This window comes from Chitinophaga sp. 05T412 (assembly GCF_056396465.1).
This window is the reverse complement of sequence record NZ_JBFTLN010000005.1, coordinates 189,610-209,490: the sequence shown is the minus strand read 5'-3', so window position 1 is coordinate 209,490 and position 19,881 is coordinate 189,610. Positions and strand designations below refer to the sequence as shown.

The window sequence follows — 19,881 nt, the reverse complement described above, 5'->3', positions numbered from 1 at the left end:
TTCTATAAAGAGTTGTATAATGTTGGGTAAGTATATTAAAATTTATTTATGGCAGTTTATTTCTATTCTGCTGAACTTCGGGACGCTATTTGTAGTAACCCCGTTTTTGTCGTCAAATAAATCGCTGTTTGGAATCTACACCATTATTGTTTCATTKAATATTTTTCTTTCCTACGCTGATTTTGGATTTATTAGTGCAGGATTGAAATATGCCAGTGAGTCATATGCAAGAAATGAAAGGAAAGAAGAGATCAAGATTGTAGGCTTCGTTGCTTTTATTTTTGCGGTGTTTGTGGGCCTTTTTATGTTGATCATGCTAGGGTTTTCTTTCCACCCCGACTTAATTGTAAGTGGCCTGAAGCCGGATGAAGCGAAGATTGCCCGTACTTTACTGATCATGCTGGCGTTGTTTTCGCCTACTTTTATCCTGCAACGTATGTTGCAGGTAATATTTGCCGTAAGATTAGAAGACTATCATTTTCAACGATTATTAATTGTCGCTAACTTATGTAAAATCCTTTCCACATTTTACTTCTTTAATAAGGGAACTTATTCTCTCACCAACTATTTTCTCTTCACGCAGCTATGTAATGCTGTCGCAATGATTGCTGGTTTATGGCAGGTAAAGAAACGGCTGAATTACGATTTGAATCTATTAGTATCGTCTTTTAAATATTCCAGGGAATTATTTGATAAAACAAAGAAGTTAGCGTTTAGCTCAGTTTTCCTTACCATATGCTGGATACTATATTATCAGCTGGACCCATTTGTAATAGGAAAAATGATTGGCGCCGATGCGGTGGCTATTTATGCGATAGGCTTGACTATGCTGACTTACATCAGATCGTTATACGGTATTTTGTTTTCTCCTTTTTCTGCCAGGTTTAACCATTACCTGGGCGCAAATGATATCGAAGGACTTAAACGTGTTTTTGTAAATGTGTTGGTAATCACATTGCCATTGACGGTTTTTCCGGTACTATGTCTTTCCCTGACTTCCAATGCGTTGGTGATTAATTGGGTGGGACCAGGATATACCTCTTCCGTGTTTATCACACAATTGCTGCTGCTTTGTTATGGATTTAGTTTTATTTCATCTCCCGCAGGTATTCTTATTATCGCTTATGAGAGAGTTAAAATGATATACATTACCAGTGCGATGTTACCATTGGTGTTTTGGGTGGGAATTGCTACCACTTATTCCCATTGGGGACTGGGTTCTTTTGCCATCTTTAAATTGCTTTCCTTCTTCCTCTCTGCACTTGCTTATTTCTTTATGAGTTGTAAGCTGCTGAATTTTAATGCGTTGAAGTCTGCAAAAGATATTCTCTTACCTGCTGTTATACCTTGCCTGGCAATAATAGTTGTCTGTGTATTAGTTAAGCCTTATATTCCTGTTGGACATAATAGAATTAACCTGTTCTGGTACCTGATTATTGTTGGATGTATTTGTGCGATGGGACTTTTTTTATACTATGTCTGTTCACGTATCTTTAGAGAATATGTAGGAGGGATGCTGGGCCAGTTAAAACCAAAACTGTTTTTAAAATAAGGAGAAATGGAACGCGCATTAATTAGTATTCCTGAAAAGGAGTATAGGAAGATATTTATTGTAGAAGACAGGAAACATTGGGATGTCTGCTTGCCTTTGTTTGATGCCACCACAGATCTTGTACTCGTAATGGACCTGGGATTGATGAAAACCCTGGAGAAAGAAAAGGTAGCTGTTTTTTATCTGGATAACATATTGGACCGGCATTTTCTGGAAGAAAGAAATTATGAGCTGCATCACTTTATGAATAAGTGGTACCAGGATACAAATGGGAACGACATTTTTGTTTACAAAGGAGTTTCCACAGGTGGCGCCTTCTTATTGAATATCCTCAATGATATATCTTACAATTTCCATTTTTTCATTTATCTGTATGCATTAAAGTTCGTTTCTCATAAAGAAATGATCTGCGCTGTTACTGATAAGGTAGTCAGGAAATGGGTAGGCATTTTACATGTTGGTGCAAACATCATTGAAGAGGTAGCTGATAATAAAACAGAAACCTATTACTTTCCTATATCCGCATGGATGGAGGAGAAATTGGAAACTGATTCGCTGGTAAGACGCTTAAAACGCTGGGGCGTTGGAATGTTTGAATATGTGGGTAGAGTGAGAGATAAGATCACAGGTAATAAATCACCTGCTGTGTATTTCCAGAACTATTACCCTACGTTTCCAATTATTGAGCAATTAAAGAGCGAACCGAATGCGCAGGTTATTTTGGCCAACTACTCAAGGCCGGGTAATGCCTGGAAAGAGCGAAGGATATTTTATCGCAACAGGAAAGTGCCGGAAAGCGTAGTGGAAGCTGTACTTGCTAAGTTTAATGGGTCCAGTCACTATGAGTGGAAAGTGGATGGATTCGATATTGGCGCCTACCTCTACGAGTCGATATTGCCAAAATTGCCCAAACTACTGGCCACCGCTTTTTCCCGTATTGAAGATATTGACCGTTACTTTAGTAACCATGATGTAAGATTAATGGTACCGGTTACGGAGTTATGGATGGAAAATAACCTCATCATTAGCTATTGTAAGCTAAAGGGAATTCCTGTTTACATGATCATTAACGGATTATTGGTGAACAATTTTTCATATGATGCGCGCAAAGTAGATTGGGTGAATAGCTATGGCGAGGCCATCAAAGCTGATTATTTTGGTGGTATGGACAATGCCATTTGCCTGGGAGATCCTAGAATGGACCACTATAGCGCACTACAGCAGAAAACGGTGAATAGAGAGAACCCGGTTATTATCATTGGTGCCGGTGGATATAACCTGATTGATATGAATTCGTACCTGGCTTACGAATTCGACTTTTTGTACGATTTGCTGGAGGTACTTTCCAATTTAGAGAAAGAAGGGTATAAACATAGTGTGGTACTGAAGATAAGAGAAAATGGGTATTTATCACAGTACACCCAATTTTTAAGTGAGTACTTCCCTCACATGAATATTAGAGTAGAACAACAAATACCGTTTAAGAAAGTAATTGAGGAGGCCGATTTATATATCTCTTTCTATTCGCAAACATTATTTGAAGCATCTATATTAGGGATACCGGCGTTGTATTATAAAAGCGATCAGCACTTTATTAACCGGCCATTTAACGGAGATTCTGAGTTAGTAACCGCCACAGATAAACAATCACTGAAAGAGAAAGTGATCGCGTTTTACAATGGAGATCCTATTTATGATGAATTCCTTAAAAGGCCTGTACTGGAGAAGTATATCGGGAAATTAGATGGAAATAACCTGAATAGGAATCTGGAATTTATTCTTAAATTTTTGCAGAAGAAAAAGTATCAGCATTCCGTAAACAATACGAATCAATAACATTTTTACCAAAGTAGTATTCTTAAATATAATAGTAAGACCAGTATCCGATGAAAAAAATTTTGATTTACAGTGATTGTTTTGTCTATAGTGGCAGCGAAAATGTACTGGAAAATATTTTGCGTTCGGAGGATATTCCAAAAGAGTATTCACTGGACTTCTATTATGCTTACAATAAAGAGTATGAAAAGGGAATAAAAAGGAAATTCAGTGATCTCACTAATGTAAAGCCATTCCGGAAATTGATTAACCCATATCCGCAATGGGGGCACCCATTAAGTGCTGGCACGATTAAAGGAACATTTCCCCGTCTTTACATTAAAACATTATATACAATCGGATTAATTCTTAACAAGGTAGGAATCCTGCGTGTGTATAATGGATTTTCGTTAATGAAATTGTTTAAAAGAGAGCGCCCGGATATATTATTGATTAATAACGGGGGGTATCCGGCAGCGGAGTCTTGTAGAACAGCGGTTATCAGCGCACGGTTGGCAGGTATTCGTCAGATTGTTTTTGTGGTAAACAACATGGCGTATCCGCCTAAGAACTTTTTTGACCGAACATTGGATAAGTATATCCGGAAATATGTTAGTTATTTCGTTACTGCCTCCAGGGCCGCCAGTGAAAGGTTAGCAGAGGTACGTGGATTTGATCAACAACAATGTATCAATATTCCCAATACCTTGTTGAAAGAAGTGGAAAAGGGGAATACAAGTGAGTCAGACATTTTACGAAGTGAATTCGCTATAGACAAGGATACGATTGCTTTAGGTGCTGTGGGATTATTAACGCTGAGAAAGGGATATCATGTACTAATAGCGGCCATGGCTATTCTAAAGGAGCAGTTTCCGGCGGTTAAATACAAGTTGGTAATTTTAGGAGAAGGAGAAGAAAGAACCGCATTGGAGGCACTTATTGCACAACATGGTTTGCAGGACATGGTAGTACTGCCTGGCTTCCGACCCAATGTAATGGAGTATGTAAAGGGTATGGATATATTTGTAGCCCCGTCTATTGCCAACGAAGACTTCCCCTATGTTATTATTGAAGCCATGATGATGGGAAAGCCTGTGATCGGATCAAGAGTAGCCGGTATTCCTGAACAGATAGATGATCAGCACACGGGTTACGTAGTGCAACCCGGTGTGCCTGAAGATCTGGCCAATGCCATACACAAGATGTCTGATAAAGACAGTATCGCATCAATGGGGCTTCGCAGCCGCCAGCGATACTTTGATAATTTCTGTAATGATTTGGTGATGAAACGTTATCTGGAGTTATTTCGTTCGCTTAAATAAGGCCTTTCATTTTACTGAACCTTCTCGCACAAAATAATATTGTTCAGATAGAGCGTTTGCCGTTTCGGTAAGATTTTGCTGAGAAGTAAAGCGTAGAGATTCATCCAAACGGTCACTATTCGCCAGTAAATTCCATTAATCAGCCGGATTTTGGATTTGAATGAAACCAGGTTGATAATCTGTAACTGTGTAATTGCCTGAACACTATTACCGGTTTTTTCAACGATCAATATATTGAAACCGTGCCTTGTCAGTAATTCTTTTAAAGCAAATACAGTGTAACGCGCGTAATCATATGGTTCTTCATGTTCCGGAAACGCAAAAGGACAGGTGATCAGCATTTTCCCGCCTTTTTTCATCACACGATTAATTTCCTTCAGGATATCATCTATGTTGAATACGTGCTCAAACACTTCGCTACTGAATACAGCATCGAAATGAGCATCCGGGAAAGGAATGGTTTTTCCATCGTAGAATATGTCTACTGGTTCATCGTCATGCAGATGGGCAGGGTTATATAAGTCGACTCCCACATACTCATCGACATTGAATAAACTTTTATAAGGTTTGGAACCGCATCCAAAATCCATTAAAGTTCCTGTAAGTTGCGAACAATGCTTCTTCACGGCCTTTAGGATTCCATTCCGGACAAGATATATAGGATAGCGTATATCCGGATTGAATATATAAGGTATCTTTTCTGTAGACATGATTAATTGGATTATTGCTGCTTAATGGCTATTCTTCCTGTATCGTCAATACGACTTAATAAAATGGGAATTTGTTCGAAGTATTCATCTACCGCTTTCCTGGCGCCTTTCCAGAATCCGTAGTCATCTATAATGAGAATACCTCCTGTTTGCAGTAGAGGGAATAAATGAATCAATTCGTGTTTGGTAGATTCATACCAGTCGGTATCTAACCGGAGCAATGCAATTTTTTGAGGCGTCTGGGCGGGGATGGTATCTTCCACCTTTCCTTTTACATAATGGATGTTTTCAGCAGGATACTTGCTAAGGTTCATGGTTTGTTTTACGGTATCCAGGGTAGAGTAGGCCCATATGAGTCCGCTTTTCTGCTGGTCTTTTTGCAGCAATGTGGCAGCATTGTCGCCATCAAAAGTTTCGTCTACGCCAGAGGGTTCTGACATGCCTTCGAAGGTGTCATAAAGGAACAATTTCCTTTGTGTGTCTCCCAGCCGGTGCAGTGTTTCTGCAATGGCGAGCATACTGCCACCCTTCCAAACACCACACTCAACAATATCGCCTTCGATATGGTATTTGTGAATGTACTTTACTGCTTCAATCAGGCTGAAAACTCTTTCCTGACTGGTCATTGTAAAGGGGGCGACTTTGCTGACAATGTGTTTGTGCTCTGGTTCAAAATCAGCGGGGAATTTGGGGGACGTGTCAAGGCGATTGAAAATTTTCCGATAGATTTTTTTAATCATAGTAGTAAGTAAATATTTATTAGCTTAAAAGGTTCTCGCGTACTAAAAATTTAACAACTATGTGCCGTCTACCTCGTTAGGATATGTTAAAGGGAGGTAGTGATTCGCTTGATTATAACATTCAGATGATTCCTGGGGACAATATTTCCGTCGGTCTTAAAGGTATTAAAAAAAATKATCTCTTCTTGTTTATCCCTTATTTTTGCTGTAAACTTGTGCTGGTATGGTATTTAGTTTTCCGGAAGATCCTTAAATCAGAACAAAACAAATTCTAGGCTTGCTTGTTTTTCTCGTTTCCGGAGGCCGGCATCAGAATATCAAAAATACATATTCGCGTATATGTTGCGATAGAAAAACCTACAGCCTTATCTGCATATCTAATATATTGAATGTATTAGAGATACAGATAAGGAAAAGTATTATCTGATAGGTTTAGCGTAACAAATCGTGTTTAGACATAGACTATGTTTATCAGAGAGCTGAGAAAAAAACTAAAGTTCTGGAGAAGCGCCGACAGGCTCGGCCCGGATATACCTTCTACCCATTGGCGGCTGCATTTTCAGTCTACTATGCTTAAACTCTGCAAAGAGAAGTTTTATCATTTTGATGAAACCGCTCAATTTCGGGCAGGAGCGTATGCCGTGGGTTGTTCCAGGATCTCTATTGGTAAACGGGTGGTAATACGTCCCTGTTCACACTTACATGGAGCCTCGGATAGCAGTAAGGACGTGATGATCACTATTGAAGACGATGTGTTGATTGGAAGCGGTGTACATATTTATGTAACAAATCATAATTTTGATAATCCTGATATCCCCATTTATTACCAGGGCCATTATCCATCAGAACCTGTTACACTAAAAAAAGGATGTTGGTTAGGTGCCAATGTAATTATTCTCCCTGGCGTAACAGTCGGAGAGAACAGCGTTGTGGCTGCAGGCTCTGTAGTAACAAAATCAGTCCCCGATAGGGTGCTGGTAGGTGGCATTCCTGCCAGAATTATAAAATCATTGGAAAATAAGGATAAGGTTAATCCAGGCAATGTATGAAACGTCAACAAGTGAGTGTATCAGTAGTATCTGCTAATTACAATAATGGGAAATACCTGCAACAGTTTATGGATTCGCTTATCAATTCATCCATGCTGCCAAAAGAAATAATTGTAGTAGATGATGGGTCAACAGATGATTCCGTTGCCATACTAAAAAACTATGCGGCAACAACAGCTATACTCAAGCCCATCTTCCTGGAAAAAAACGTAGGATTTGCCAACGCACTTAATGTAGGCTTGAAAGAAGCCACCAGTGAATATATACTCAGATTGGACCCGGATGATTATGTACATGAAGATCGTATCCGGTTACAATATGAAATGCTGCAAAACAATCCCCAATTGGATGTGGTAGGAAGTAATGCGGCCTATTTCGATAGCGATACCGGTAAGGTGATTTTTAAGAGTAACTTTCCTGCTGACTCCGGCGAAATAAAAAAGCGTTATCAAACTGCTATGCATGGTGTACTCCATGGCACCGTAATGGGGAAAACAGCACTTTTTGTAAAACATGGTTATCAGCAGAAATACGTGCCCGCTGAGGATTATGCTATCTTTGCCGGGATGATAGCAGATGGCGCCGTTATGCAAAGCCTCACTGCGCCATTGACGTATGTGCGTGTGCATGCCGGCAGTGTTTCAAATGACCTGAACTATAAGGCCATCCGTGAGCCATATATCATTTGCAATGAGTTGTTTCATACCAACTATGGCCCGCTTAAAACTAAACTTACATTTTATCATCTTAAGTTTTACCGCAGATTCCTTTTTCAGAAAAACTTTGTGAAACGGATGTGGTACCTGTTACTGGCCGTTAGCCTTAATCCGGCAAAATTATTGTCAAGAATGAAACGGTCAAATTAGGGAAAGTACAAGATATGCAAGAGTTAATTTCAATCATAGTACCAGTTTACAATGCTGCTGCCTTTATTGGTGCCACCATTGAATCGGTATTGCAACAAACCTATACTAACTGGGAATTATTGTTGGTAGATGATTGTTCAACAGATAACAGCGCCGAAATTATTGCGGCATACGTGGCCAGGGATACCAGGATAAAATATTTTAAAGCGGCCCGGAATTTTGGGGGACCGGCAGGACCCCGCAATATCGGAATCAGGGAGGCCGCAGGTGCCTACCTGGCTTTTTTAGACTCCGATGATATCTGGGTGGGAGATAAGCTGGAATGCCAATATGCACTCATAACTACTGAAAAGCTTGATCTGGTGGCCACTAATATTTCCTTTTTTGGAGATAATATAAAAACCTGGTCACCCAAACTTCCAGCGTCACCAACATTGGAAGCGATGTTGTTACATAACAAAATATGTACTTCTTCCGTATTGGTACGTAATACACCAGATGTTCTCTTTGATGAAGACAAACGGCTTATCAGCGTAGAAGATTATTGTCTTTGGCTAACGCTCTTTTTTAAAGGATATAAAGTGAAAATTATCTCGGCTCCGCTGGTAAGATACCGGGTAACAGCCGGCTCATTAATTCATAAGAATGAGTTTACCTCTATATTAAAAGCCAACTACGTAGTAGCCAGATTGGTGATTGATTTTAAGTATGATAATAAGATATTGACCCGCGTGTTCTTTCAGATGGCCAAAAACCTGGCGAAATTGAGAATCAAAAAAGCAATTGGTAAATGAGTACACTTCAAGTTGCAACCCGCGGTGTTGTTTGGTCCAGGCAAAAGATACAGGAAAGGATACTGCTGTCATTGCTTACATTCCAGTTACTATTGCCGGTAATTTGTCTGTTGGTATTTATTTATCTCGGAAAGTTTCTGAACCCGTTTGGTGCTTATTTTCTGATTTCAGTGGCGGTGCTTTTCTTTACACTTGTTTGTCTTTCCAGAAAAGCCAGTCCTGCTGTATACATCCATTTTATTGGCTTTCTGGTATTACAGGTTTTTACGGTATTAGGGCATATAGGAGCGTTGGGATTGGGGGCCGGAGCTATTGAAGGACTGAGAACCATCTCTAACTTTTACTTCTACTGGTACCTGGGATACGCGTGCTATTTTACATTCTACAGGGCCGGAAGAATGGAGGTATTGTTGAGATGGATCATTGCTGCAGGTGTTTTTATTTCTTTCGTTAATATTATACACTTCTTCTTTAATACCATATTGGGCAATTATGGTGCTGTAAAATCTTACCTGGAAATACTTAACCAAAACCTGGCCGATTACCTGGACCTGGAAGGTACTAACGGCTTTTTAAGGCATGCCGGCTATTTTCTGGATACGCATAGCCAGTTTTATATACCATTGGCGACCCTGATTATTCTGCAAATTGAGACGTTTCAGGTGAAGTTCAAGAAGCTGAAAGTAGTGTTGATTATATTAGCTATTCTCTTGTCTGGCGTAAAAACTGCCTACCTGATTATGCTGGTCATGTGGCTGATCATCCTGCTCAGAACAAATCTCAAAGCAGCCATTAACTTCTTCCTGGTGTTGATTATGATGGGTTTTGCGGCTGTTCTGCTCTTTAATGAGATAATTGTGAACATGGTGGTCATGATTTTTACACACGATATGGATATCCTGATGGAACATATTTATCATAACCCTATTAAACTCTTTAATGATTATCCACTTGTGTTTTTTATTGGAGGATATCCGGACCTGGTGGCAAAAATTTATTCCGAAGTTTACCTGATTACCACCATGTATTATATAGGGCTGGCGGGTTTGCTGTGGTACCTTTCTCCTATGTTGATATTCATCATAAACAAGAATAAGAAGTACTACCTGGGATTAATAATTTTTATTTATTTCATTTTTACTTTATCCCATTATCCGGTGTTTAAAGTAGGGATTAACAATATAGTAAGTGCATTGCCTGTGGTATATCTTCTTGCCGCAATCAATGACTTTAAGTTAAGAAATGATAAATAGTTACGCAAGATGAAAATAGCGATATTGGGTACGAGGGGCATTCCCAACAATTACGGAGGATTTGAACAATTTGCAGAATATATCTCTGTAGGCCTTGTAGCATTAGGACACGAAGTAACCGTGTATAATCCACATTTTCATGACTACCAGGAAGCCACCTTCAAGGGCGTGAAAATTCAACGGATCAATAGTCCGGAGCAACGCGTGGGGGCCGTCGGTAACTTCGTTTATGACTATAGGTCGCTTAAGCATGCGCTGACGCAGGATTTTGATATTATCTATGAAGCAGGCTACGGCACCGCTTCTCCTTCTTATTTTCTGCTGAAGAATAGCAAGGTACCTGTACTGACTAATATGGACGGATTGGAATGGAAAAGGTCCAAGTGGAATATGATTACCCGCCGGCTTATGCGCTATTTTGAGAAGCTGGCCATTAAGAAATCGCACTACCTGATTGCTGATAATATCGGTATTCAGCAATACTATAAGGACTCGCATAATGCAGACACTATTTATTTGCCCTATGGTGCAGATGCCGTAGATACTTACGATGAACAGATCCTGAAAGAGTATAACGTAACAACAAATAATTACTTCATCCTGATAGCACGACTGGAGCCGGAAAACAATATCACCATGATATTGGATGGCTACCTGGAGTCTGGCAATTCATATCCTTTTCTTGTAATTGGAAACCATCTTAGCAAGTATGGTAATTTCCTGAAGGAAAGATATCAGGGGAAAAATATCCGATTTGTGGGAGGCGTGTATGATAAACAAAAACTGGACTCGCTACGTTGTTATAGCAGAGCATACATGCACGGTCACTCTGTTGGCGGAACTAATCCATCTTTGCTGGAAGCCATGGCGTCTAACGCCTTTATTTTCGCACATGGTAATAATTTTAATAAGAGAGTACTGGATGACAACGCTATTTATTTTACCAGTAGCAGCGAATTAGGCGCGGCTATTGCTAATATTGAGGAGCTTGCTAAAACCAATAAGTCGACGTTTCTCGCCGGAAATAATAATAAAATCAAAAATTATTATAACTGGGAACGGGTCATTAAACTTCACGAGGAAGTTTTTGTCGATGTTATAGCGGGAAACAATAAAAAGCTTTTTCTCTAATATTTATATTAATAAATAAAGCTATATGAAAGTCAGATTTTTGTCATTCCTCCTTCTTTTTCTATGCGCTGCCGTTGTAGCGCTTCCAGTTAACGCCCAAACTAAAAAGAAGAAGAAAAAGAAAACCACCACCACTACCACCACTGCATCTAATCCCCCTTTCAGAATTATTGGCTACTTTTCAAACTGGGGGCCGGTTGGCAAAATTAAGTTCGAGAACATTACCTGCGTGAATTTTGCATTTCTGAAGCCCATGCCGGATGGTACCATCTCAAATGACAAAAGCTACGATAAATTATATGACATCGTAGCACAGGCAAAGCCGTATAAGGTAAAAGTAATAGCCGCCCTCGGTGGTCAGTATACCGATAAAACCTTCTCTAAAATTGCTGCCAGCGATGCTACCATGAATACTTTCGTGGATAATGTAATGGCGGCAGTAGATAAGTATCAGCTGGATGGTATTGACCTGGACTGGGAATATCCACAGTTCAATACAGACGAACCTCAGAAATTGGTGCAGCTGGCACAGAAGTTCTCCACCCGGCTACATCAGAAAGGAAAAATCCTCACCATGGCGGTGTCTGGAAAACCTAAATGGGGCGCCCTGGCACTGGATGCGCTCTACCCACTCGTTGATTACTTCAATATTATGGCCTACGATGACATGGAGCAGCCATCTCACTCCAGCTACGATTTTGCGGTAAACTGCCTGAACTACTGGATACTGACACGTAACCTGCCCCGTGAAAAAGCCAACCTGGGCTTGCCCACCTACGGCCGGAATCCTAAAGTAGTACCTCCTTATTACAAAGACCTGATCGCAAAAGGAGCAGATCCTAATGCTGATTCCTTTAATGGGGTGTATTACAATGGAATAGGTACTATCAAGAAAAAAGTAGACCTGGCAATGAGAAACATCGGCGGAATCATGATCTGGGAGATAAATGGAGACTCTGATGATGATAAAACATCCCTCATCAAGGCAATGAAAGACGAAACGACCGTTGATACCCGTCCTGCTATGAAGAAAATGCAGACGATGACCACAATTCAATAATTCCCTAACATTAATCTAATCTTATAAGTATTTTTGCGGGGAATTATCAGCAAATGAAAAAAGCAATTATAACAGGCGTTACGGGCCAGGATGGTGCATACCTGGCGCAGTTACTCCTCAGCAAAGGGTACGAGGTTCACGGGATCAAACGTAGAAGTTCCCTGTTTAATACAGATAGAATAGATCATATATATCAGGACCCACATGAAAAGTCTGTAAGGTTTAAATTGCATTATGGCGACCTTACAGACTCTACTAACCTGATTCGCATTATCCAGGAAGTACAACCGGATGAAATTTATAACCTTGGTGCGATGAGCCACGTACAGGTGAGCTTTGAAGCACCGGAATATACCGCCGACACAGACGGTGTGGGTACTTTAAGGATACTGGAAGCCGTTCGCTTATTAGGACTCTCCCAGAAAACCAAAATTTACCAGGCTTCCACCTCAGAACTGTATGGCCTGGTGCAGGAAGTACCTCAATCTGAAACAACCCCTTTTTACCCAAGATCTCCTTACGCTGTAGCCAAAATGTACGCATACTGGATTACAGTAAACTACCGCGAAGCATATAATATGTTTGCCTGCAATGGTATTTTGTTTAACCACGAAAGCCCATTGAGAGGAGAAACATTTGTAACCAGAAAAATTACCAGAGGCGTTGCTAAAATGTCACTGGGCATGCAGGATAAACTCTACATGGGAAATCTGGATGCAAAAAGAGACTGGGGACATGCCAAAGACTATGTAGAAGCCATGTACCTCATGCTTCAACAGGATAAACCGGAAGACTTTGTAATTGCCACTGGTATCACTAATACCGTACGTGACTTTATCCGGATGGCTTTCTCCGAAGTAGGCGTGGAGCTGGAATTCACCGGCACCGGTGTAGATGAGAAAGGAATCGTGAAAAGCATAACAGCAGCCGACTGCCCACTTAAACCCGGACAGGAAGTTGTTGCCATTGATGCCCGTTACTTCAGACCTACAGAAGTAGAACTGCTGATCGGAAATCCGGCAAAAGCCCGGAAAAAACTGAACTGGCAGCCACGATACGACCTGGCTGCTTTAGTGAAGGAAATGGTAGCAGCAGACCTGGAGTTATTCCGGAAAGAAAAATTACTGAAGGATTCAGGATATAAGGTATTAAATCAGTTTGAATAGCCAGATGGAAAAAGATAGTAAAATATATATCGCTGGCCATCGGGGCATGGTAGGTTCTGCGATTCAGAGACGATTAACGGCCGCCGGATTTCACCGCTTTATCACACGCACTTCTTCAGAGCTGGATCTTCGCAATCAGGCTGCGGTAGCTGCTTTTTTCGAAGAAGAAAAACCGGAATTTGTTTTTCTGGCCGCTGCTAAAGTAGGGGGGATTGTTGCCAATAATACTTATCGGGGAGAGTTTATTTACGAGAACCTGATGATCCAGAATAACGTGATTCATCATGCCTACAAGGCAGGCGTTAAAAAGCTGATGTTCCTCGGATCTTCCTGTATTTATCCTAAACTGGCTCCTCAGCCACTGAAGGAAGAGTACCTGTTAACCGRCCCACTCGAGCCTACTAATGAGCCATATGCCATCGCGAAAATTGCGGGCATTGAAATGTGTGATGCCTACAGGGCACAATATGGTTGTAACTTTATCTCCGTGATGCCTACTAACCTGTATGGGCCTAATGATAATTATGATCTGAATAATTCACATGTACTGCCTGCCTTGTTACGTAAAATTCATGAAGCGCACCTGAACAACACACCGGAGGTAAATATCTGGGGTACCGGAACACCCAAACGTGAATTCCTGCACGCTGATGATATGGCGGATGCCTGTTTTTACCTGATGCAGCATTATGATGAAAAAGGCCTGGTGAATATCGGAGTAGGTGATGATATCAGTATTGGTGATCTGGCAAAGTTAATTTGCCGGATTGTAGGATATGAAGGTCAACTTACATTTGATCATTCAAAACCAGACGGCACTCCCCGCAAATTAATGGATGTAGGCAAGTTGCATGGCTACGGATGGAAAGCCTCTATAGGGCTTCAGGAAGGCATAGAGCAAGTCTATAAGAACTTGCTGGCAACAACCTGGTCAAAATAATTGGATTATCATGTCGCCCCCTTCCAGGGGCGACATGATAATCATTGTACTCCCTGCTGCCTGTACCTTGCTATAAATTACCTATATCTTGTAACTATTCCCTACCTCTTGCGTTTTATCTTCTAATAGAATCCTAATAGAATATTAATCCCTTTTCTCAGGTCATGATCATGAAGTTGTTTAATATTGTTTTCTGCTTAGCGCGTAAAGCATAAACCCATTTCTGATATGCCTTTAGTTGAAGGGATTCGTTATTTTTTGAATCCTGCCAGTATGAAATTGAAACCCAGGTTTACCTTGCTTTATGTATTTATTTTTCTGGTTGCGTGTAATGAAAACCCGCCAGTGGCAGATAAATATGGGGAAGTGCATCAATACTATCTTGAACAGCTTAAGTATACTGATTTAAAAGTAAAAGAACTGGACGAGGCAGTGTTGCACACTACTGATGAAAAGCAGCTGCAACAACGCTTTAAGGCGGCGCGATTAGCGTATAAGAAAGCTGAATTTTTAGCAGAATATCTCAGCCCGGAAATGGCAAAAGTGATCAACGGCCCTGCCGTGCCTGAAGTAGAGGAAGAGGATAATGTGAACACGATTATACCACCTGAAGGATTGCAGGTGATTGAAGGGTTTCTCTTTCCTCAGTATAAGACCACCGATAGCGCTGCTTTGAAGAAGGAAACAGCACGATTGGTAGTAAGTATGCGGCAGTTGATAGCTATTTCAGCACAAAAGCAACTATCCGATTCTACCGTATTTAAGGCATTCAGAAAGGAACTATTCAGATCTTCTGTTTTAGGTTTGGCGGGATATGATGCACCTGCCTGCGGAAACGCCATACCAGAAGCATCGGTTGTTTGGGCTTCTTTTGGAAAGGTGATTAGTATTTATGAGAAACCGTTCAGGAATAGCAGTGAGCTTGAGTATAACCAGATGAAGCAGCTGGTTGATAGCGGAACTGCTTATCTGCAACACCATGAAGATTTTAATTCATTTGACCGGCTACATTTTCTGACAACCTATGCAAATCCGTTAGGCAAAGTGTTGTTACCCGTTTTGTCAAAAGCCGGTATTAATATCAGTGGTACTTGGGGACCAGTGAAAACCACTGCTGGTAGCTTGTTTGACGAGGATGCTTTTTTACCTGATTATTATATTAATGACAGTGATGAACGTTTAACAAAAGAAAAAGAAATACTGGGAAGATACCTGTTTTTTGATCCTGCGTTATCCGGTAACGGACAAAGGTCTTGTGCGTCTTGTCATCAGCCTGGCAAAGCTTTCGCGGATAGTTTTCCGAAAAGCCCGGCAATCAATGGCAAGTCGGTGATTCACCGGAATACAGTAACACTGTTAAATGCAGGGCTGCAACCAGCATTGTTTTATGATGCCAGGGTAACCTATCTGGAAGATCAGATAACAGACGTGTTGTCTAATCCGGATGAAATGCATGGGTCTATGAAGCAGACAATGGTGATGTTGCGTAACAGCAACGCATATATGAAGCTCTTCAGGGAAGCCTTCCCCCAATCCGTAGATCCACTTACTGTGTTTCATGTGCAAAATGTGATTGCCAGTTATATAAGGTCATTGGTTAGCCTTAACTCGCCCTTTGATCGTTATGTGAGAGGAGACCATTCCCAATTAAATAAAAGCGAAATAAATGGCTTTAATCTGTATATGGGGAAAGCTAAATGTGGTACCTGCCACCATGCGCCTTTATTCAATGGATCGCTGCCGCCAGACTTCACAAGAACAGAAGTGGAAGTAATTGGTGTGCCGCAGGCTCCCGGATCTAAAGTAGTGGATGCAGATAAAGGACGGTATACCCTACATCCTGTTTTGCCCTATTTACATGCTTTCCGTACGCCCACACTGAGGAATGTGGCGCTCACAGCTCCCTATATGCATAACGGCGTTTACTATACATTAAAAGATGTTATAGATTTTTATAACGATGGTGGAGGGATTGGGCAGGGAGTTGCGTTATTGAATCAAACACTTCCTACAGAAAAATTAAATCTTACAACAGAAGAGAAGCAAGATATCATAGCATTTTTAGTGAAGTTGACAGATACTGCAGTTGCCCAGCGATTGCCCGTCAGTTTACCCGCGCTGGAAAAAGGAGAGGGGTTAACCCGGAAAATTAATCTGTACAGGTAATGTTATTACTACATCTATAACCTTAGTTATTTGTTGATTTATGTATTACCGAAAACTAAACCAGGCAATACTGATTGCCCTGTTGTTTACTATTACGATTGTTGTTGCCTGTAGAAAATCCTCCGGAAATGACACACAACAACCACCAGTTCCAGAAGGAGCAGATCCGGCGATAAAAGATGAATTGGTAGTGAATGGCTATCCCGATAAAATGTCTTACTACCCTGGCGATAGCGCTTCGCTATGGGTTTCAACAGATGTTGCTTATGAGAAAAGATCCATTCAGGTATATGATATGGCCGGTAATCCCGCCTTCATTATCAAAGCAGACAAAGCGTACAACCAAAGTCCTAAAGGAGAATTGCCTTCCGAGGAAGGGTTTCAGTACGAACATCCTCTTGGGTTTAAAATACCGGATAATGCTGTCACCGGTGTATACCTGATTGCGAAAAAGATACCTTTTGTAGTAAAGTCAAAAGAGCAAAATATTGACTTTACAGTTGTGTATCCTTCCAATACAGAAAATGCTTACGCTGAATCGGGCCGGAGAAGTCTTTACACACTGCCCGTAGCCAAGATGGTATCCTTTCGGCGCCCCATCCGCTTTTCCGAGTATGGCGCTCCTGGCTTCCTGAAATGGTTGCTGAAACAAAAGTATCATGTCAATGTGATCTGTGATCAGGACCTGGATACCTACAGCAACATCAAAGGAAAAATCCTGATGATTGTCGGACACAGTGAATACTGGACAAGAGCCGGAAGAAGAAACTTCGACCGCTTCGTTGATGAAGGTCATCATGCCATTGTACTTTCCGGAAATGTAATGTGGTGGCAGGTAAGAATAGATAGCGCCCAACACAAGCTGATTTGCTATAAAGGACTGGGTGAACCGCCTATTGCAGATACGCTGAAAACAATCTACTGGAAAGAATCCAAATTAAAGTACCCGATCATATCCAGCATCGGTTGTGATTTTGATAACGGAGGCTATGGCACCATTATGAAAAATGATGGATGGGAAGGATTCAAAGTAACCTCCCCTAATTCTCCACTCTTTGCAGGGCTGAGCCTCAAAAAAGGTGAAATTATCCGTTGCCCAAGCAGAGAATACGATGGCGCTCCAATCACCGGCTATGAGCCAGATGGTTCGCCTATCCTGAATACCAAAATGATGAAGTTTGAGAAAGTAGAATTACTCGGTTACGACTTTGCATTCAGGAATTTCAAAACAGTACCTACTGCTATTGTATTCAAGAAGAAACCTGGGTCAGGAACAGTCGTGAATTTCCCTACTACCGACTGGTGTACCAATTACGGATTTGGACTACCCAAAATAGCTGAGATAACAGCCAACGCCATTAACGGATTACTGCAGGACAAGAATATGTTCTCGAAATAGCGTAGTTCGGCACGATATTAGACAAGCAACCGGGTCTGGATAGTGAGCCCCGGTTGCTTTTTTTTTGCTATATAATCATATCTGTATAAATCTGGATAATCATATCTGTATAAGTTTGGTTTTTTTAACGATCAGCCTTAATGTTTTGAAAAGCATATATTTGTAACTGGCAAGCAAACAATTACTCATGTTACGAAAAAAATTTGTTATAGCCCTTTTGACCCTAAGTTATCTGGCTATAAGTCTTAACTCCTTTGCACAAAGTGCAGGCAGACAGTATTCGTTAGGTTTTTATCAATCATCTTCTGATAGCGGTTACGGCTACCATTCCTCTCTTAGAGATTACATGGTGCAACCGGAATTCGAGCTGCCCACAGGAGACACCACCAGGAAACGCAGCTGGTTTCACCGCAAGCTCTTTAACGAACACCTTTTGCAATATAAGACCGCTGACTATGATTTTTATGCCAGCTTTCTTCCTGATTTTCTCGCTGGACATAGCTCTGATAACGGTACTACCTGGTTGAATACACGTGGTGTAATTGCAGGCGGTCGCTTGGGCAAAAACCTGACCTTCCGGGCCGAGTTTTATGAGAATCAGGGGAAGTTTCCCAAATACCTGGATGCCTATGGCAGGCAAACAACAGTAGTGCCTGGCCAGGGAGAATGGAAAAGCTATAGCAATGGAAAAGCTTTCGACTTCGCTTATTCTTCCGCATTAATCAATTATAAAGCCGGCAAATACCTCGACTTTCAGTTAGGATATGATAAGAATTTTATTGGAGATGGTTATCGCTCTATGCTGTTATCGGACAACTCTTTTAACTACCCTTTTCTGAAAGTAGTCGCTAACGTAGGAAAGGTACAGTATACCACCATGTGGGCCCAATTTATTGATAAGATGTATCCAAAAGCATCCTATGATAATGGTTACCGCAAAAAATGGGGCGTGTTTAACTACCTCGACTGGAATGTATCCAAAAAGGTGACGATCGGCTTCTTTGAGGCTGTAATATGGCAGGACTCAGATTCAACCGGAAAGAGAGGATTCGATATGAGTTACGCTAATCCGATTGTATTCCTCCGCCCGGTAGAATTTTCTGTAGGCTCTCCTGATAATGCTTTGATGGGCTTGAATCTGAAATATGCGCCATCTGCTAATAGCACTATTTACGGTCAGTTTTTGTTGGATGAATTTAAGTTTAAAGAGATGACCGCCGGTAGAGGCTGGTGGGCCAATAAGTTTGGCGGACAGCTCGGGTTTCGTTCCAATAATATTTTTAAAGTGCCTAAGCTGAACGTTTTAACAGAAATGAACGCAGCACGGCCTTATACTTACTCCCAGCGCTCTACTTTAAATAACTACGGACATTATAATCAACCATTGGCACACCCAATGGGAGCGAACTTCATTGAGTGGGTGAACATCGCGGATTACCAATATAGACGGTGGTTTTTCAGAGGAGAGGTAATGTTGGCAAAGTATGGACTTGATTCCGCTGGCATTAATTATGGGAAAGATATTTTCAAGTCTTACAATACCAGACATGAAGATTACGATAATTACATTGGCCAGGGCGTGAAAACTAACCTGATGTATGTACAGGGATCAGTCGCGTTTTTATTGAATCCAAAGTACAATTTACGCCTGGAAATGTCAGTAACTGCCAGGAGAGAGAAGAACACACTTTCAGATAATAAAGAATTCATTTTTCAATTCGGATTGCGTAGCAGCTTCCGACAGCTTTATTACGATTTTTAGTGAATCGTTTAAACAGACACAAGCCCTTCCGCTTTTCAGCGCAAGGGCTTTTTCTATTAATTTAACGCAAAGAGGGGGAGGATAATAATGGACAAAGGGCCGAAATGCTGCATTGTAATAAAAAGTTATTGGGTACAGGAATTCCCACTTATCCTA

16 protein-coding genes are annotated in these 19,881 nt (G+C 41.0%); 14 read left to right on the top strand and 2 right to left on the bottom strand.

The window, feature by feature from the left end:
• Positions 1-19: 19 nt before the first annotated feature.
• From AC1DFM_RS13360 to AC1DFM_RS13350, 3 genes are read left to right on the top strand one after another with little or no spacing between them, the layout of a single operon-like run.
• Positions 20-1,552, top strand: coding sequence for a lipopolysaccharide biosynthesis protein (locus AC1DFM_RS13360; RefSeq protein WP_477077238.1), 1,533 nt, complete (start codon positions 20-22; stop codon positions 1,550-1,552).
• A 6-nt stretch (positions 1,553-1,558) separates the two neighbouring features.
• The gene (locus AC1DFM_RS13355) at positions 1,559-3,388 is read left to right on the top strand and encodes a hypothetical protein (RefSeq protein WP_477077237.1); all 1,830 of its coding nucleotides are present in this window, start codon (positions 1,559-1,561) and stop codon (positions 3,386-3,388) included.
• Between the two features lie 50 nt (positions 3,389-3,438).
• Positions 3,439-4,689, top strand: a complete 1,251-nt coding sequence (locus AC1DFM_RS13350) for a glycosyltransferase (RefSeq protein ID WP_477077236.1) — start codon at positions 3,439-3,441, stop codon at positions 4,687-4,689.
• Between the two features lie 11 nt (positions 4,690-4,700).
• Here the strand turns inward: AC1DFM_RS13350 and AC1DFM_RS13345 are convergent, their stop codons facing one another.
• Both AC1DFM_RS13345 and AC1DFM_RS13340 read right to left on the bottom strand, forming a co-directional pair.
• A complete protein-coding gene (locus AC1DFM_RS13345) occupies positions 4,701-5,399 on the bottom strand; it encodes a methyltransferase domain-containing protein (protein WP_477077235.1) in 699 nt (232 codons plus the stop codon).
• A gap of 11 nt (positions 5,400-5,410) precedes the next feature.
• A complete protein-coding gene (locus AC1DFM_RS13340) occupies positions 5,411-6,139 on the bottom strand; it encodes a TylF/MycF/NovP-related O-methyltransferase (RefSeq protein ID WP_477077234.1) in 729 nt (242 codons plus the stop codon).
• Positions 6,140-6,603: 464 nt separating this feature from the next.
• On the opposite strand from AC1DFM_RS13340, the gene AC1DFM_RS13335 reads away from it, so the two are divergent.
• The 11 genes from AC1DFM_RS13335 to AC1DFM_RS13285 all read left to right on the top strand — a co-directional run bounded on the left by AC1DFM_RS13335 (position 6,604) and on the right by AC1DFM_RS13285 (position 19,725).
• A complete protein-coding gene (locus AC1DFM_RS13335) occupies positions 6,604-7,188 on the top strand; it encodes an acyltransferase (RefSeq protein ID WP_477077233.1) in 585 nt (194 codons plus the stop codon).
• Positions 7,185-8,054 carry a glycosyltransferase family 2 protein gene (locus AC1DFM_RS13330; RefSeq protein WP_477077232.1) on the top strand — a complete coding sequence of 290 codons (870 nt, stop codon included), beginning with the start codon at positions 7,185-7,187 and terminating at the stop codon, positions 8,052-8,054. Before AC1DFM_RS13335 ends, AC1DFM_RS13330 begins: the two co-directional genes overlap by 4 nt.
• 14 nt (positions 8,055-8,068) lie before the next feature.
• Complete coding sequence (locus AC1DFM_RS13325; RefSeq protein ID WP_477077231.1) at positions 8,069-8,848, top strand: glycosyltransferase family 2 protein; 780 nt, start codon at positions 8,069-8,071, stop codon at positions 8,846-8,848.
• The gene (locus AC1DFM_RS13320; RefSeq protein ID WP_477077230.1) at positions 8,845-10,101 is read left to right on the top strand and encodes a hypothetical protein; all 1,257 of its coding nucleotides are present in this window, start codon (positions 8,845-8,847) and stop codon (positions 10,099-10,101) included. The genes AC1DFM_RS13325 and AC1DFM_RS13320 overlap by 4 nt, the downstream gene beginning before the upstream one ends.
• A 9-nt stretch (positions 10,102-10,110) precedes the next feature.
• Positions 10,111-11,232 carry a DUF1972 domain-containing protein gene (locus AC1DFM_RS13315; protein ID WP_477077229.1) on the top strand — a complete coding sequence of 374 codons (1,122 nt, stop codon included), beginning with the start codon at positions 10,111-10,113 and terminating at the stop codon, positions 11,230-11,232.
• Positions 11,233-11,257: 25 nt separating this feature from the next.
• The gene (locus AC1DFM_RS13310; RefSeq protein WP_477077228.1) at positions 11,258-12,292 is read left to right on the top strand and encodes a glycosyl hydrolase family 18 protein; all 1,035 of its coding nucleotides are present in this window, start codon (positions 11,258-11,260) and stop codon (positions 12,290-12,292) included.
• 53 nt (positions 12,293-12,345) lie between these two features.
• On the top strand, positions 12,346-13,458 hold the full coding sequence (gmd, locus tag AC1DFM_RS13305; RefSeq protein WP_477077227.1) for a GDP-mannose 4,6-dehydratase: 1,113 nt from the start codon (positions 12,346-12,348) through the stop codon (positions 13,456-13,458).
• Positions 13,459-13,462: 4 nt separating this feature from the next.
• Positions 13,463-14,398 carry a GDP-L-fucose synthase family protein gene (locus tag AC1DFM_RS13300; protein WP_477077226.1) on the top strand — a complete coding sequence of 312 codons (936 nt, stop codon included), beginning with the start codon at positions 13,463-13,465 and terminating at the stop codon, positions 14,396-14,398.
• A gap of 273 nt (positions 14,399-14,671) precedes the next feature.
• Positions 14,672-16,564 carry a cytochrome-c peroxidase gene (locus AC1DFM_RS13295; RefSeq protein ID WP_477077225.1) on the top strand — a complete coding sequence of 631 codons (1,893 nt, stop codon included), beginning with the start codon at positions 14,672-14,674 and terminating at the stop codon, positions 16,562-16,564.
• A 40-nt stretch (positions 16,565-16,604) separates the two neighbouring features.
• The gene (locus AC1DFM_RS13290; RefSeq protein WP_477077224.1) at positions 16,605-17,963 is read left to right on the top strand and encodes a N,N-dimethylformamidase beta subunit family domain-containing protein; all 1,359 of its coding nucleotides are present in this window, start codon (positions 16,605-16,607) and stop codon (positions 17,961-17,963) included.
• A 217-nt stretch (positions 17,964-18,180) separates the two neighbouring features.
• The gene (locus AC1DFM_RS13285) at positions 18,181-19,725 is read left to right on the top strand and encodes a hypothetical protein (RefSeq protein ID WP_477077223.1); all 1,545 of its coding nucleotides are present in this window, start codon (positions 18,181-18,183) and stop codon (positions 19,723-19,725) included.
• The last annotated feature ends 156 nt before the right edge of the window (positions 19,726-19,881 follow it).

Bases quoted from the DNA above. Each gene is read 5' to 3' on its own strand.
- AC1DFM_RS13355 (WP_477077237.1), top strand. From the start codon at position 1,559: ATGGAACGCGCATTAATTAGTATTCCTGAAAAGGAGTATAGGAAGATA.
- AC1DFM_RS13350 (WP_477077236.1), top strand. From the start codon at position 3,439: ATGAAAAAAATTTTGATTTACAGTGATTGTTTTGTCTATAGTGGCAGC.
- AC1DFM_RS13345 (WP_477077235.1), bottom strand. From the start codon at position 5,399: ATGTCTACAGAAAAGATACCTTATATATTCAATCCGGATATACGCTAT.
- AC1DFM_RS13340 (WP_477077234.1), bottom strand. From the start codon at position 6,139: ATGATTAAAAAAATCTATCGGAAAATTTTCAATCGCCTTGACACGTCC.
- AC1DFM_RS13335 (WP_477077233.1), top strand. From the start codon at position 6,604: ATGTTTATCAGAGAGCTGAGAAAAAAACTAAAGTTCTGGAGAAGCGCC.
- AC1DFM_RS13330 (WP_477077232.1), top strand. From the start codon at position 7,185: ATGAAACGTCAACAAGTGAGTGTATCAGTAGTATCTGCTAATTACAAT.
- AC1DFM_RS13325 (WP_477077231.1), top strand. From the start codon at position 8,069: ATGCAAGAGTTAATTTCAATCATAGTACCAGTTTACAATGCTGCTGCC.
- AC1DFM_RS13320 (WP_477077230.1), top strand. From the start codon at position 8,845: ATGAGTACACTTCAAGTTGCAACCCGCGGTGTTGTTTGGTCCAGGCAA.
- AC1DFM_RS13315 (WP_477077229.1), top strand. From the start codon at position 10,111: ATGAAAATAGCGATATTGGGTACGAGGGGCATTCCCAACAATTACGGA.
- AC1DFM_RS13310 (WP_477077228.1), top strand. From the start codon at position 11,258: ATGAAAGTCAGATTTTTGTCATTCCTCCTTCTTTTTCTATGCGCTGCC.
- gmd (WP_477077227.1), top strand. From the start codon at position 12,346: ATGAAAAAAGCAATTATAACAGGCGTTACGGGCCAGGATGGTGCATAC.
- AC1DFM_RS13295 (WP_477077225.1), top strand. From the start codon at position 14,672: ATGAAATTGAAACCCAGGTTTACCTTGCTTTATGTATTTATTTTTCTG.
- AC1DFM_RS13290 (WP_477077224.1), top strand. From the start codon at position 16,605: ATGTATTACCGAAAACTAAACCAGGCAATACTGATTGCCCTGTTGTTT.